Below are 15,290 nucleotides of genomic sequence, written 5' to 3'. Positions count from 1 at the left end.
GTCAGCAGGAGAGGGTGGAACCGCAGTGCCGATTAATGTCCCGAAAAACCTTCCGGCCAAGGATGTACTGGAAGGCGAAAATATTTTCGTCATGGAAGATGAGCGCGCGACAATGCAGGACATTCGTCCGCTTAACATCGTGATTTTGAACCTCATGCCGGAAAAAGAAAAAACAGAAGCCCACCTGCTCAGGCTGCTCGGAAACTCGCCGCTTCAGGTAAACATTACGTTTTTGCGCACGGTGACCTATCAGCCGAAAAATGTCAGCCACTCGCATCTGGAGGAGTTTTACAAGGACTTTGACAGCATTCGCGAGCACAAGTTTGACGGCATGATTATCACCGGTGCCCCGATTGAGCATCTTTCCTTTGAAGACGTGATTTATTGGAAGGAAATCACGGAGATCATGGACTGGGCGGAGCAGAACGTGACGTCGAGCTTACACATCTGCTGGGGGGCGCAGGCGGCCCTCTATCATCTGTATGGTATTCAAAAGGTGCCGCTTGAACAGAAGTGTTCCGGCATCTTCCGGCACCGGATTGATCCGGCCGTGAAGCAGATCGAGCTGCTGCGCGGCTTTGACGATGAGTTTATCGCCCCGCACTCACGCTACACGAATATTGCCGTCGATTCGACGCTGGAGCATGATGACCTGCTTCTGCTCGCTTCGTCGAAGGAAGCAGGGCCGTTTCTGTTAATGTCGAAGGACGGACGTCACGTCATGGCAACCGGCCATCTCGAATATGATACGGTCACGTTGAAAGAAGAGTATGAGCGCGATCTCGACCGCGGACTGAGCGTGCAGATTCCTGCTCATTATTTTCCGAACAATGATCCATCCGAAGCGCCGATGAACCGCTGGCGCTCTCATGCGCACCTGCTGTTTTCCAACTGGCTCAACTACTACGTTTACCAGCAGACACCGTTCGAATGGAATTGATCGTCTCGCTCCGGCCGCGTGCCGGGGCGTCTTTTTTGTATAAGGGGTTGTTTCGGTAATCGAAGGTCCTGTTTCATTCTGCCTGGAACGGGTATAAGAGCATATCCACATCACTTACAGGAGGAATTTTATGGGACAGATACCATCCAACTACACGATGATGCAATTTTTCGAATGGCACGTACCGAACGACGGGAAACACTGGCAGCGCCTGAAGGAGCATGTGGAAGAGCTTCAGGGCGTTGGCATAAATGCTGTCTGGATTCCACCTGTGACGAAGGCAATCTCTCAGGACGACAATGGCTACGGCGTGTACGATCTGTATGACCTCGGTGAATTCGATCAAAAAGGAACAGTGCGAACCAAATACGGGACGAAGGAAGAACTGCTGGAAGCGATTCAGGCCTGTCACGATCATGATGTGATGGTCTACGCCGATATTGTGATGAACCATAAAGCCGGCGCAGATGAAACGGAAACGTTTGAAGTCGTGGAAGTTGACCCGGACAATCGCACCGACGTAATAAGCGATCCCTATGATATCGAAGGCTGGACCAAGTTCACGTTTCCCGGACGGGACGGCGAACACTCTGACTTCATCTGGCACTACTACCACTTTAATGGAACGGACTACGATCAAGCGGAAGAAAAGGATGCTGTCTTCCGGATTCTTGGCGATGGGAAGGAATGGAACGATCACGTCGATGATGAATTCGGCAACTACGATTATCTCATGTTCGCAAACATTGACTACAATCATCCGGAAGTTGTGGAAGAGACGTTGAACTGGGCAAAATGGTTTGCCGCTGAAACAGGCGTCGACGGCTTCCGACTCGATGCGATCAAGCATATTAATCACAACTTTATCTCTGACTTCATCTGGCAGGTACGGGAAGAACAGGGCGGCGGCTTTTACTTTGTCGGCGAATTTTGGAATCCGGACGCGGAAGCGAAAGAAGAGTTTTTGGAGTACGTCGACTACAGCATCGACTTATTTGATGTTGGTCTGCACTACCGGTTTCACGAGGCTTCAGAAAAAGGTGAAGACTTTGATCTGCGGACCATTTTTGAAGGGTCACTCGTGGAAAAGCATGAAGCGAACGTCGTGACGTTCGTCGACAATCATGACTCACAGCCGGGCGAATCGCTCGAATCCTGGGTCGATGACTGGTTCAAGCCGATGGCCTATGCTCTTATTTTACTGCGCGAAGACGGCTATCCGTGCGTCTTTTACGGTGACTACTACGGGATTGACGGCGATGAACCGATCGACGGTAAAAAGGAGATGCTGGATCCGCTCCTGCACGCCCGTAACCAGTACAGCTACGGCGAGCAGATCGACTATTTCGATCATCACAGCACCATCGGCTGGGTCCGGCTCGGTTCAGAGGACCATCCCGACTCCGGCTGTGCGGTCATTATGACGAACGGAGAGCCGGGGTCGAAAACGATGAACGTCGGCGAACACCGAGCCGGTGAAATATGGCATGATCTGACCGGCAGCGTAGAAGATGATATTGAAATTGATGAAGAAGGCAATGCAGACTTTCCTGTAGACGGCGGGAGTGTTTCTGTCTATGTAAAAAAAGAGTAACACCGTGCGTCTTCACCCATAAAAAGAGGCGCCGCTTCCTGACAGCGGCGCCTTTTTTCACGTTATACCGGTTCTTTTTCAAAGCATGCCTTATACAAGCTTTTGACGGCTAAATCGGCATCTTCTGCATTTACGCCAAACATCATGCTCACCTCAGAGGATCCTTGGTTGATCATCTTAATGTTCACGCCCGCTTCTGAGAGGGCCGTCGTCGCCTTAGATGCGACACCGACCGTGCTTGCCATGCCTTCTCCGACTACCATGACCATGGCAAGGTTCCGCTCGACATGCACCTCCTCCACATCGAGCTCCTCGCGAATCCGTTCGAGAATCCGCCTCTCAGCCGCATCGTTCAAATATTCTTCCCGAACGATAATGGACATATTGTCGATTCCGGACGGCGTATGCTCAAAGGAAATACCTTCTTCAGCTAAAATGTTCAGCAGGTTCCGGCCAAAGCCGACTTCCCGGTTCATCAAATATTTCGTCAGGTTAATCGTCACAAACCCGCTGTCGCTTGCAATGCCGATCACCGGCAGACCTTCCCGTTCCCGCTCAGCAGTGATGCGTGTTCCCGGCGCGTCCGGGTGATTCGTATTTTTGATGGCGACCGGCACTTTCTTTGCTACCACCGGCAGCAGCGCTTCATCGTGGAACACCGAAAATCCGGCATACGCAAGCTCCCGCATTTCCCGGTACGTCAGCTGCTTCATTTCTTTCGGGTTTTCAACGAGCGACGGGTTGACCGAGTAAACGGAATCCACATCTGTGAAATTCTCATAGAGAGACGCTTCGACACCAGCAGCGATGATCGAGCCGCTGATATCAGAACCGCCGCGCGGAAACGTCACGATATGCCCCGCTTTGGACACTCCGAAAAATCCAGGAATCACAAGAATGCCTTCCTCTTCGCGCAGCTTCTTCAGCCGCTCGTACGCTTCAGGCAGGATGCGGGCGTTTGCCGGTTCGTCTGTCACAACCATACCTGCTTCCTCAGGTGATACGTACCGGGCTGTTTCTCCTAACGACCGCAAATAGGCAGCCATGAGCTTGGCGTTCTCATTTTCACCACTTGCCATCAGCGCATCCATGAGCCGCGGCGGATCGGTTTTGTATTCGTCAATCAGCTTCCGCAGCTGCTGCTCTGTTTCGGCTGCCGGATTTCCCGACAGGCCAAGTCCGCGGACGATCGATTCATAGCGTTCTTTCACTGCCTGAAGATTTTCCTCAACAGGGCCATCCTCCAGTACGTCAGCTGCCAGGGTGACAAGCAGATCGGTTGTCTTGATGTCTTCTCCATGCCGTTTTCCGGGTGCGGAAACGACGATCAGCCTGCGTTCGCTGTCCGCACGGATAATGGCCGCTGCTTTTTCAAACTGCCCGGCGTCAGCCAGCGAGCTTCCGCCGAATTTTGCTACCTTTACCATATGCCTGTCCCCTTCTTTGTTTCTTTTAAATGTACAAATGTCCTCTTTGAAAAGACATAACGTAAGTATACTAAATCCGAACTCCTGCTTCAACAGGTAAAGCAGGCTTTTCAGCACGAATAAGAAAATCCCCGGAGACTGGCTCCGGGGATAGAAAATGTTCTATTCTTCGATTGTTACTTCGTGTAGCTGGTAAAGGCCGTTTGGATGCTTCCAGAAGCCTTGTACTTCGTCACGAAGACCGACGAGGTAGTCAGAGTGATACAGATATAGCATTGGAGCTTCTTCTACGAGAATTTCCATCGCCTGCTCGTAAAGGTCTTCACGAGTAGCTTCATCTGTTTCTGTACGTGCATCGTCAAGCAGCTGGTCAAGCTCTTCGTTGTCCATGAAGGAACGGTTACCTGCTGCACCGTGCTGGCTGGAATGGAACAGTGCGTACATACCGTAGTCGGCATCCGCTGTTACTGTTACCCAACCGAGGATGAACATGTCGTGCTCACCTTCAGCTGTGCTGTCGAGGTATGCGCCCCACTCAAGTACTTCGATCTCAGCGTTAACGCCGATCACGGAGAGCTGCGCCTGAACGAGTTCTGCAATCTGGATACGCTCTTCGCTGTCGTTCGTCCAGAGCGTGATGTCCATGCCGTCGCCGTAGCCAGCTTCTTCAAGCAGCTCCTGCGCACGTTCTGGATCGTAGCCAAGCTCTTCTACTTCATCAGAGAAACCGAATACGAGATCGTTGATCGGACCAACGGCAGGGTTTGCAGTCCCTCCAGTTGCACCTTCAATAATGTCGTCCTTGTTGATCGCCATTGTCAGTGCCTGACGCACCTGCTGGTCATCAAGCGGCTCTTGCTGCATGTTGAAGCCGATGTATGCAAGGCTTAGGCTTTCCTGCTCGTATACGCTGATACCGTCTGTTCCGTCTACACGGTTACGGTCATCCGGACGTACAGGATAGATGATGCTGGCTGCACCAGTTTCAAGCTCACCAATCTGCGTCTGCGGCTCAGGAGTTACCTTGAACGTTACCTGGTCAACGCCTGCAGGGTCACCCCAGTAGTCGTCATTACGGCTGAGAACTACTTCAGAGCCCGGGCTCCACTCTTCAAACTGGAAGAAACCAGTTCCGGAAGGATTTTCGTTCAGGTAGTCGCCCGGCTGTCCGCCGTCTGCTGCCTGATCGTAGTCTGCTTCAATCGCTTCTTCACTGATGATGCTTCCGCCAGTGTGCGCCAGGTGTGCCGGCAGCGGAGCGAAAGGAAACTCTGTGTGGAATTCTACTGTATAGTCATCTACTGCGACGACTTCTTCAACCATTTCAAAGAGGAACGCACGCTCGGATGCAACATCCGGGTCCTGGATCCGCTCGAAAGTAGCGACAACGTCATCCGCTGTAAAGTCAGAACCGTCGTGGAACGTCACGCCTTCACGGAGCGTGAACTGCCATACGTCTTCTTCTACATCTTCCCACTCTTCAGCAAGAAGCGGCTCGATTTCGCCTTCTTCAGACTGTGCTACAAGTGTTTCGTAGAGGTTGTGCTGCACGTTACTGGAAGGTACGTCGTTGGATCCTTGAGGATCAAGTGCAACGATGTCGGAAATCTGTGCGATAACGAGGTTATTCGGATCGAGATCCTCATCCGTCGCTTCGCCTTCTCCGTCAGCTGCTTCTTCGCCGTCGTTATTGTCGGCTGCTTCTTCGTTGTTGTTCTCTTCTGCCCCGTTGTCCGGTGCAGCGTTGTTGTCCCCGCCGCCGTTGTTATCCGGCTCGCTGGCACACGCCGCGAATGTCATGGCAGCAGCAGTCGTGATGAGCGCTGCTTTCAGCGTCTTGCTTTTTAGCATGATCGTTCCCCCTTAATGGTATCTCATATTTTTACATTCTTGCTCCACTTTAATTTACAATACGGTTCATAAAAAAACAAGTTCTTTTTTTCTGAAAATAATATATTGAGCAATTATTACTGCAATATAACTTCATCACCGCGTTAAAGGAATCCAAGCTTTGTGCAATAAATCACTTGCTTGTTAACCTTTCTTACAAGCTTTTTTACAACATATGCCAGATTTAATTTACATACAAAACTATATTGTAAAAATATCTGCCTTTTTTCTGAATATCCCTTGTGTAAAAGTGTGTTAATGATATAATTTTTTCGTATCGTTTATTCAGTTTCCTATTATTATAGGAGTAAAATGGCAATTAAGCGGTTACATTTGTCAGAATCAAATATATTTTGTGAAAGAGAGGTTTCGTTATGGCTGAGACAACTGTCAGACATGCCCCAAAAGATCCGAAGCGGATCAATCCATATTTGGAAAACTTCAAAACGGCCTGGCGTAAGCTTCGTCAGAACTATTTGGCGATGGCCGGCGGTATTTTGATTGTTTTCTTCATTATTACGGCCTTTGTCGGACCGATGCTGACGAGTCTGGATCCGAACATGCCGAACGTACAGGCACGGCTTCAGGGCCCTTCTTCTGAGCACTGGTTTGGCACGGACCATCACGGACGTGACATCTTTACCCGTATTATTCATGGAATGTCGATTACACTTTACATAGGATTCCTTTCTGTAGCAATCGGAATGGTGTTCGGGGTCGCACTCGGTATCGTGTCCGGCTACTACGGAAAAGCAATTGACGCGATCATCATGCGTACGATGGACGTTCTCCTTGCGTTCCCTGGTATCCTGCTTGCACTTGGTATCGTTGCTGTTCTCGGACCGAGTATCAACAACGTGATCATTGCGATTTCCATTTTCGCCGTACCTGTTTTCGCCCGAATCGTACGAGGTTCCACGCTTGCTGTGCGCCAGCTGGAATATGTGGATGCGGTGCGTGCACTCGGCGCGTCAGATTTCCGGATCATTTTCCGGCACATTCTGCCGAACATTATGTCGCCGATCATCGTTCAGGCAACCTTGTTTATCGCGACTGCTGTTTTGACAGCGAGCGGTCTTTCCTTCCTCGGTCTTGGAGCCCAGCCTCCGACACCGGAATGGGGCGCGATGCTGTCTGCCGGAAGAAACTATATGTGGGAGCATCCGCATATCGCCCTCTTCCCTGGTATTGCCATCGTCCTGGTCGTTCTTGCCTTCAACCTGTTTGGTGACGGAGTCCGTGACGCACTGGATCCGAAGCTGAAAGCATAAAATAACGCAAGCGAGGTGAAACACTTTGATTAAATATACGATACGCCGCCTGCTTCAAACCATTCCGGTTATGTTCGGGGTGACGATCATCGTCTTTCTGATGATGCACCTCATTCCGGGGGATCCGGCTCAAATTATGGCTGGGGAGCGTGCGAGCGAAACACAGATTGAACAAATGCGTGACCGTCTCGGCCTGAATGACCCGCTGTACGTGCAGTACGGTACCTTTGTCGGAAATGCTGTGCAAGGTGATCTCGGCAACTCGATCCGCAGCGGCCGGGCTGTCAGTGATGAAATCGGCGTCCGTTTCTGGATTACCGTAGAACTTGCTCTTTACAGTACGATTGTCAGCGTCTTTATCGGTATTATCGCCGGCGTTATTTCGGCGACAAGACGTAATTCTTTTTCTGACATGTTTATCATGGTCTTTGCCTTATTCGGCCTGTCTATGCCGAACTTCTGGCTTGGTCTTATGCTGATTCAGTACTTAGCCTTGAACATTGACTGGATGCCAGTTTCCGGATGGGGCTCTCCGCAGGCCGCTATCCTGCCTGTTATTACTCTTGGAACCGCCGGGGCAGCCATTATTGCCCGAATGATGCGTTCCAGTATGCTCGAAGTTATTCATCAGGATTACATCCGCACAGCCCGCGCCAAAGGAGTAAAAGAACGCTATGTCGTGTATAAGCACGCGCTGCGTAATGCGATGATCCCGGTTGTCACAGTCGTTGGTCTTCAGTTCGGTACGCTTCTCGGCGGAGCTGTTCTGACAGAAACGGTATTTGCGATTAACGGTCTTGGACGACTCGTCGTGGAAGCTATTTCACAGCGTGACTTCCCGATCGTCCAGGGAGCTGTACTGATTCTAGCCCTGTTGTTTGTATTCGTTAACTTCCTTGTAGATATTTCCTATCGACTCCTCAACAAGCGGATCGAGCTGGATTAACCGATATTCCGACATTGAAAGGTGGGAAACACGTTGGAACAAAAACCATCCATTATTAAAGTGGACGACCTCCAGACGTCCTTCTTTACCCATAAAGGGGAAATTAAGGCCGTTGACGGTGTACACTTTGACGTTCCAGCCGGAAAAACGCTCGGAATCGTGGGCGAGTCCGGTTCAGGAAAAAGTATTACGTCCCTTTCTATCATGCGTCTGATCGAAGACCCGGGTAAAATCAAGGGCGGCCATATTTACTTCCACGGCGAGGACCTGCTGGAGAAAAGCGAAGCAGAAATGCGCCAGATCCGCGGGAACAAAATTTCGATGATTTTCCAGGAGCCAATGACGTCACTGAATCCGGTTTACACGGTTGGCGACCAAATTGCAGAATCCTATCAAATTCACCGCGGCATGTCCAAAAAGGAAGCTTTGAACAAAGCGGTTGATATGCTGGAGCTCGTTGGTATCCCTTCTCCGAAGGCCCGGGTGAAAGCTTACCCGCACGAGCTGTCAGGCGGTATGCGTCAGCGCGCGATGATCGCGATTGCACTCGCGTGCGATCCAGAGCTGCTGATTGCGGATGAGCCGACAACGGCTCTTGACGTAACGATTCAGGCACAGATTCTGCGTCTGATCAACAACTTGCAGAAGGATCTCGGCATGTCGATGATGCTGATCACCCACGACCTCGGTGTTGTGGCAGAAACGTGCGATTATGTTGCCGTTATGTATGCAGGTAAAATCATTGAATACGCAGACGTGGAAACTCTTTTCTCCAAGCCGAAGCATCCATATACGGTTGGCCTGCTGAAGTCGCTGCCACGTCACGACATCGATCAGGACGAGCTTGAAGTGATCCGCGGCATGGTTCCACGTCCGGATGAGCTTCCGGAAGGCTGCCGCTTCGCACCACGGTGCCCGTTTGCCCGTGATATGTGCCATGAACGACTGCCGGACCTTGAAGAGCTTGAAGACGGAAACCAAGTACGCTGCTGGATTCATACAGACCAGTGGGACGGACCGGAGGTGAACGTACGAGATGACTACTCCACAGCAGATCCTGAAAGTACAAAATCTTAAGCAGTACTTTCCGATCAAAGGCGGTATTTTTGGCCGCAAAGTAAACGACGTGAAAGCTGTCGACGATATCAGCTTTGAAGTGAATGCTGGTGAAACGCTCAGCATTGTTGGCGAATCAGGTTGCGGTAAATCGACGACAGGACGCGCAATTCTGCGATTGGATAACCCAACTTCCGGTACCGTGGAATTTAACGGAAAGGATCTCGTCTCTCTCAGCAAGAAGGAAATGCGCGATATGCGAAAGGACCTGCAGATTATCTTCCAGGATCCTTACGCATCGATTAACCCTCGCCAGACGGTACGTCAGATTCTGAATGAGGCGATGGAGATTCAAAACGTCGCTCCGAAAAAAGACCGTGAAGAGCGAATTAAAGAGCTGATGAAGACGGTCGGTCTCGGTGAGCACCAGATTGACCGCTTCCCGCACGAATTCAGCGGCGGTCAGCGTCAGCGTATCGGGATCGCCCGTGCGCTTTCCGTAGACCCGAAAATGATCATCTGTGACGAGTCGGTGTCGGCACTCGACGTATCGATTCAGGCACAGGTATTGAACCTGCTGAAGAAGCTGCAGCGGGATCTCGATCTGACGTATCTCTTCATTTCGCACGACCTTGGTGTCGTCCGTCATATTTCCGACCGCGTACTCGTGATGTACCTCGGGAAAATCGTTGAGATTGCAGACAAGAAATCGCTGTTCGACAACCCGAAGCACCCGTATACGCGAACGCTTTTGTCCGCGATTCCGGTTCCGGATCCGACGAAGCGGAAAGAGCAGATCATTCTGAAGGGTGACGTTCCTTCTCCGATTGATCCGCCAAGCGGCTGCCGGTTCCATACACGCTGTCCATTTGCAACCGATAAGTGTGTAACGGACGATCCCGAGCTCCGCACAAACGATGACTTGATGAAGGACGGCCACCGCGCTGCCTGCCATTACATTGAGGAAATCGAATCCGGCGAGATGCAGCCGAATTATTAATAAGAATCAACGAAACCAAGCCCCCTCTGGCGTTTACAGCCGGAGGGGGCTTTCAGCGTGTCGATAAAGTCTTTACAGATGCATGCACTTGCTGCGAAGTCGGTCAGAAGGTGTTCGGGTTCGTTGTTTATTCACGCCGGCCGTCCTTAGGTGACGTCCATTCGTGTTGACGGCCTGTGGCTGTATCAGATTTTCGGATAAACACGTCAGCCGTGAAAGCTGCGTGCAAGAGCCCGGGCCTGTTCGACCGCTTCGCTCAGCCGGGCTTCCGCTTCATGCGGATACGTGCTCGTGCCCTCTACATAAATGTGGTCATACTGTTTCACCCCGGTGAGGCCGAAGATCGTACGCAAATATGCATCACCGTGCTCGAACGCCTGGAGCTTGCCGTGCGAATAGACCCCGCCGCGCGACTGAAGATGCAGTATCCTGACGTGGCCGAGCAGCCCCTCCATACCGCGCTCCCCAAAGCGGAACGTTTTATCCGGCAGGATCAGCTGATCGATATATGCTTTAACAGGCGACGGCAGCCCCATATTCCAGAGCGGAGTAACGAACACGACTTGATCAAAACGTAAAAATTGATCAACCCACGGACTTGTCACCGGGCGGGTTGTCTTTCGCTCCCACGCGTCCAGCTTGTCGCCAGTCAGCGGCGGCGGCGAGTCCGCAAACAGATCGAGACGCTCTACGTGAGCTTTCGGATAGGTGTCCTGATAGGCGGAAAGAAACGCTTCTCCGAGACGAAGACCGAATGATTCGTGTGTTTCTTTCGGATTCGCAGTGACGTAAAGCAGGCTCATGCCTCTTCCTCCTCCTGAAGCAGTTTTTTCGCTAAATAAAGCCGTTGAAAGGCCGTGATCAGTTCGACAGCTAAAAACAGCAGCGTAAAGAACAGCAGGTACTCCGTAAACAAAATCATCAGGGACAGCAAAATGAAGCCTTCTGTCCGCTCCGCCAGAGCAGGCTGATAGTAAAACGATTTCTCAGTCTTTTTATCAGCAACAGCACCAACCGTCAAAAAGATAGTAACCGTATATAAAATCGATGCCATCAGCAGAAGCATCGCCCACATGAGATCCGGGTAGCGAAACGCAAGGGCGAGAATGATGCCTGCTTCTACGAGACGATCAAAGCTGACGTCCAGGACAGTACCAAATTTCGTACTGGTCGTTTTCCGGGCCATCGTGCCGTCAACGGCGTCTAAAAACCCGGAAAACCATAGCAGCAGAAAGCCCGTGACGTACCAGCCTGCGAAGACTGCTCCTGCTGCGGCTGCCCCTGTCAGAAAGCCAAGCACCGTCATTTGATTGGCCGACAGTCCGGTTCGCAGCGCAGCGCCTGCTGTTTTTTCAATCACCGGCTGCACGATGTATCTTGCTTTCGTATCAATCACAGCACACCATTCTCCTTCTCTTCCTTAACGGACAGCTTCACCTCGTCCCCCTCTTGATACATCGTATCACTTCGAACAACGACCGTCTGCTTTAGTGCTGGCACTGCGATACGGTAAAAGCGGTAGCCGTGCATAAAGAGCGGATGCTCCACGATGCCGCTGTACGATCCTGCTGCTTCTACGCTGATTGAGGATGCAGGAATGAAGCGTTTGTCGTATAACCCGTCCCCAATGACATCCGCCGCCGCGCGGTTTTCCGGATGATGATAGACTGCTTCAGGCGAGCCCTGCTGCTGCACGGCGCCGTCCTTCATGACGATCAGCCGGTCGCTCATCATGACAGCCTCCTCCTTGTCGTGAGTAACGAAAAGAGAGGTCACGCCCTCTTCACGCAAAAATCCGCGCACCCACGTCCGCAGCGACTGTCGAAGCGATGCGTCAAGACTCGAAAAAGGCTCATCAAGCAGCAGCAGCTTAGGCTTTAACACAAGTGCCCGCGCCAGAGCCACGCGCTGCTTTTGACCGCCGGAGAGTTCGACCGGGTAGGCGTTTTCCCACTGATTCATCTCTATTTTCTGCAGCATACGCCGGCTTTCCTTCAGCCGTTCGTCTCGCCCGAGCTTCCGTCGTCCATACTTCAACCCATAGGCAATGTTTTGCAGCACGGTGAGCTGCGGGAAGAGCAGCGCTTCCTGGAATAACAGTACGACGGGCCGCTGTTCGGCTTTCCAGCTGGTGATATCTGTGCCGTCCAGGATGACGCTGCCTTTTGTTAGCTGCACGAGACCTGCCGCAGCCCGCAGCAGCGTTGTTTTGCCGCAGCCGGATGGTCCGACGATACAGGCTGTTTCTCCTGCAGCTGCAAAAAGAGAGACACCGCTGAAAACGGTGTGTTTCCCGTACTGTTTTTCTGCGTCAATGATTTCCAGCATGCTTTTCCTCCTTAAACCGTCTTGCTCCATTTCGTATACGCATACAACGCCGCTTCCAGCAGAAGAAGAAATGCGATCGGCAGTATGGCAAACAGCATCGTAAACGCTGCTGTTACTGCTTCATCCGCACTGCTGAAAAACGGAAAATATAAGATGGGCAAGGTCGTAACTCGTCCTCCGCCGATGATCGCCGTCAGCACGTACTGGCTGAGAGAAATGACGAAAACGAGAATACCGCAGCTGCGCAGGCTTGGCAGCATCATCGGGAGCATCAGGCTGAAAAATGTCCGCACCGGGCTCATTCCAAGCGTCCGCCCCTGCCACATCCAATCGGTCTGCAGCCGGTCAAATCCTGACTTTAAAATCCGCACCGCGTACGGGAGTGTCGGAAGCATGTGAATCAGCACGACGCCGATCCAGCTGTCGGCCGCCCCAATACGGATCATAAACAGATGCAGCCCCATGGCGACCGCCAGAACCGGTACAAAAATTGGCAGCATGATAATCGTTTCCATCACTGCTTTCCCGCGAGGTTCATAGTGACTGAGCGCGTATGCTGCAGGCAGCGCCAGCAGGTAATTAAGCAGAACGACCGCTGTCCCGATAGCCATCGTCGAACCCAGCGCCTGTATCAGCTGCGGATCCGACCAGACAGCCTCCCAGCCCCGCATCGAGAATGCAGACGGGACTATGTCCGGGAATCGCCAGCCGAAGGCAATGCTGCGCACGAATAAAAACAACACTGGCGCAACAAACAGCAGCAACAGCAAAGCAGCGAGCAGCGTTTTCCGGCTCTTGTTCATGTACGCATCCCTCCTCGCAGCCAGCGCCGCCGGGACCGCTGAATGATAAACAACAGCAGAAAGGCAGTAAAGGCGGAGAGCAGCGTCAGCACAACCATCATGGCCTGAGCCAGCGGACGCTGGCTCCAGCCGGCCTGGTAAAACCACTCAAATGCAAGCACCGGGAGCATAGATGGGTATGTGACACCAAGAAGCGCTGGAATTTCATATGCTCCAAGCATAAAGACGAACAAAATCAGCCATACTTCAAGCAGTACCGGCCCGCACCAAGGAAGCTCAACGGTTTTAAAGCGCGTCCATGCACCGGCTCCAAGGCTTTTGGCCGCTTCCTCCATGCGCCAGTCAAGCTCCTGATAGACCGGCAGCAGCATCAATACGACAAACGGAATTTCTTTCCACAGGTAGGTCAGGATCACGCCAATATAAAGCGGGTCATTGACGAGAATCGGAAATCCACCTAATCCTGCTGAAGCCGTTAAAGAGGCAAACCAGCCTCCCGGAGAAAAAAACAGTACGGTCAAATAAGCTGCTGCAAAATGAGGAATAAGCATTGGAAACCAGACGGCAAGCTTCCAGTCATCGCGTATAAAATGACGGTGAAGCAATCGCACCAGCCAGAGTCCGATCACAATAGAGAGCGCGGCTGACAAAAAGGAAACGTACACGCTGATGCCAAAGGACGACCAGAAGCTTCGACCTGTCAGCAGCTCCGCATAGGCGCTGAACGAGGTTTCCGTCTGCATGCTTTCCAGCCAAGCCCGGTACAGCCCCTGCGCAGCGAACACGGCCATAAACAACAGCACCGGCAGCGCCAGCAGCCAGCCTTTAACGCTGCTGGACAACTTCCTGCTCCCAGTTCTGCTGAATCCAGTCAACGTACCGTGCATCAAGCTCAGGCAGGATCATTTCCTGCGGCACCACCTCTTCACCTGACAGGGATTCGACTGCTTCTCTTTCTTCCTCTGATAACGCTTCAAGCTCCAGAATATGACCTTCGCCCCACCGTTCCGGGTCCAGCTTCGCTGTTTGTGCTTCCGGTGACAGCAAATAATTGACTGCCGTCAACGCGGCTTCCGGCTCCGTCGTGTTAAACGGGATGCTCAAATAATGCGTGCTCGCAATCGATCCAGATGCAAGACCGATTGTTTGTGTATCTTCCGGAAAGGTTCCTTGATCAATTAAACTTTCTGCCCGGTGCTCATTGAAGCCGAGCGTCACATCGATCTCCCCGCTGCTGAACAGCTGGTCCTGCTGCTCCAGCGTTTCCGGATACGTCTGTCCTTCTCTCCACAAGTGCGGCTGCAGGTCGCGCAGGATGCGCCAGACGTCCTCACCGTTTTCTGCGATCCAGTCTTCATCGTACGTTTCCAGGTCTGCTGGATCATCGGCAACATAATGCATCACGTGCCGTACAAAGCCCGCACCTGTATCATTAGACACATTTGGGTACGTAAAGGACCCCGGATTCTCTTCCGCCCAGCCCAGCAGCTCCTCCATTGTTGCCGGAGGTTCCACATCACCGCGGAATTGAAACGCGTATTGTACATTGCCCCATGGCACTTGCATCCCTTCGACTGGAGTACCCATGTCCACCTCGACGTAAGGAGCCTCCTCATTAACGTAGGCTTCCTTATTTGGCAGCAGTTCTGCAAACGACCCGTAAAGCAGCTCGTTTTCTTTGGCAATCCGGAAGTTTTCGCCGTTAATCCAAAGAATATCCGCAGTCCCGTCCATGCTCCCCGCTTCCCGTTCCGTCCGCAGCCGGGATAAAAATTCCGGTGCTTCCATCGGATAGCGTGTCAGCGTAATGCCGTATGTCTCATCCAGTTCCGGCGCAACAATCTCATCGATATACGCGTTTACCCCTTCATCGCCGCCCCACATATAGATGCCGATCTCAGCACCATCGGCTGCGTCAGTAATTTCTTCCCAGTCCTGCTCTGCAAGATTTTCTGCGTCTGCAGCTTCTTCTCCGCCTCCGCAGGCTGCGAGCAGCAGCAGTCCGGCTACCCCACTCCATTGTCTTCTCACTAGT

General features: G+C 52.1%; 14 protein-coding genes. 6 read left to right on the top strand and 8 right to left on the bottom strand.

Annotated features, from left to right (window positions below; genetic code table 11):
* The first annotated feature begins 25 nt into the window (after positions 1-25).
* Together metA and ACFO4L_RS07350 are read left to right on the top strand one after the other, a co-directional pair.
* Positions 26-940, top strand: coding sequence for a homoserine O-acetyltransferase MetA (gene metA / locus ACFO4L_RS07355; RefSeq protein WP_377909045.1), 915 nt, complete (start codon positions 26-28; stop codon positions 938-940).
* Positions 941-1,079: 139 nt separating this feature from the next.
* Positions 1,080-2,534: an alpha-amylase gene (locus ACFO4L_RS07350; RefSeq protein WP_377909161.1), complete on the top strand. Its 1,455-nt coding sequence runs from the start codon at positions 1,080-1,082 to the stop codon at positions 2,532-2,534.
* 62 nt (positions 2,535-2,596) lie between these two features.
* Here ACFO4L_RS07350 and ACFO4L_RS07345 read toward each other — a convergent pair whose 3' ends face one another.
* Both ACFO4L_RS07345 and ACFO4L_RS07340 read right to left on the bottom strand, forming a co-directional pair.
* Entirely contained in the window at positions 2,597-3,961 is a 1,365-nt protein-coding gene (locus ACFO4L_RS07345; RefSeq protein WP_377909044.1) for an aspartate kinase, read from the bottom strand.
* 162 nt (positions 3,962-4,123) lie between these two features.
* Positions 4,124-5,812, bottom strand: a complete 1,689-nt coding sequence (locus tag ACFO4L_RS07340) for a glutathione ABC transporter substrate-binding protein (RefSeq protein ID WP_377909043.1) — start codon at positions 5,810-5,812, stop codon at positions 4,124-4,126.
* A gap of 413 nt (positions 5,813-6,225) precedes the next feature.
* Between ACFO4L_RS07340 and ACFO4L_RS07335 the strand changes: the two genes are divergently transcribed.
* The 4 genes from ACFO4L_RS07335 to ACFO4L_RS07320 are packed head-to-tail and all read left to right on the top strand — an operon-like array spanning position 6,226 to position 10,124.
* Positions 6,226-7,122: an ABC transporter permease gene (locus tag ACFO4L_RS07335; protein WP_377909042.1), complete on the top strand. Its 897-nt coding sequence runs from the start codon at positions 6,226-6,228 to the stop codon at positions 7,120-7,122.
* Positions 7,123-7,147: 25 nt separating this feature from the next.
* Entirely contained in the window at positions 7,148-8,068 is a 921-nt protein-coding gene (gene nikB, locus ACFO4L_RS07330; protein WP_377909041.1) for a nickel ABC transporter permease, read from the top strand.
* Positions 8,069-8,101: 33 nt separating this feature from the next.
* Positions 8,102-9,145 (top strand): ABC transporter ATP-binding protein, encoded by a 1,044-nt coding sequence (locus ACFO4L_RS07325; RefSeq protein ID WP_377909040.1) that lies wholly within the window; start codon positions 8,102-8,104, stop codon positions 9,143-9,145.
* Positions 9,105-10,124: an ABC transporter ATP-binding protein gene (locus ACFO4L_RS07320; protein ID WP_377909039.1), complete on the top strand. Its 1,020-nt coding sequence runs from the start codon at positions 9,105-9,107 to the stop codon at positions 10,122-10,124. The genes ACFO4L_RS07325 and ACFO4L_RS07320 overlap by 41 nt, the downstream gene beginning before the upstream one ends.
* Positions 10,125-10,330: 206 nt before the next feature.
* On the opposite strand, the gene ACFO4L_RS07315 is transcribed toward ACFO4L_RS07320, so the two are convergent.
* From ACFO4L_RS07315 to ACFO4L_RS07290, 6 genes are read right to left on the bottom strand one after another with little or no spacing between them, the layout of a single operon-like run.
* Positions 10,331-10,927: an FMN-dependent NADH-azoreductase gene (locus ACFO4L_RS07315; protein ID WP_377909038.1), complete on the bottom strand. Its 597-nt coding sequence runs from the start codon at positions 10,925-10,927 to the stop codon at positions 10,331-10,333.
* Positions 10,924-11,520, bottom strand: a complete 597-nt coding sequence (locus ACFO4L_RS07310; protein WP_377909037.1) for a CDP-alcohol phosphatidyltransferase family protein — start codon at positions 11,518-11,520, stop codon at positions 10,924-10,926. Before ACFO4L_RS07310 ends, ACFO4L_RS07315 begins: the two co-directional genes overlap by 4 nt.
* The gene (locus ACFO4L_RS07305; protein WP_377909036.1) at positions 11,517-12,452 is read right to left on the bottom strand and encodes an ABC transporter ATP-binding protein; all 936 of its coding nucleotides are present in this window, start codon (positions 12,450-12,452) and stop codon (positions 11,517-11,519) included. Before ACFO4L_RS07305 ends, ACFO4L_RS07310 begins: the two co-directional genes overlap by 4 nt.
* Positions 12,453-12,463: 11 nt before the next feature.
* A complete protein-coding gene (locus ACFO4L_RS07300; protein ID WP_377909035.1) occupies positions 12,464-13,255 on the bottom strand; it encodes an ABC transporter permease in 792 nt (263 codons plus the stop codon).
* On the bottom strand, positions 13,252-14,097 hold the full coding sequence (locus tag ACFO4L_RS07295) for an ABC transporter permease (protein WP_377909034.1): 846 nt from the start codon (positions 14,095-14,097) through the stop codon (positions 13,252-13,254). Before ACFO4L_RS07295 ends, ACFO4L_RS07300 begins: the two co-directional genes overlap by 4 nt.
* Positions 14,081-15,286 carry an ABC transporter substrate-binding protein gene (locus ACFO4L_RS07290; RefSeq protein ID WP_377909033.1) on the bottom strand — a complete coding sequence of 402 codons (1,206 nt, stop codon included), beginning with the start codon at positions 15,284-15,286 and terminating at the stop codon, positions 14,081-14,083. Before ACFO4L_RS07290 ends, ACFO4L_RS07295 begins: the two co-directional genes overlap by 17 nt.
* Positions 15,287-15,290: the final 4 nt, after the last annotated feature.

This window comes from Bacillus daqingensis (assembly GCF_042654445.1).
GTDB lineage: Bacteria > Bacillota > Bacilli > Bacillales > Salisediminibacteriaceae > Alkalicoccus > Alkalicoccus luteus.
This window is presented reverse-complemented; position numbering and strand designations above follow the sequence as displayed.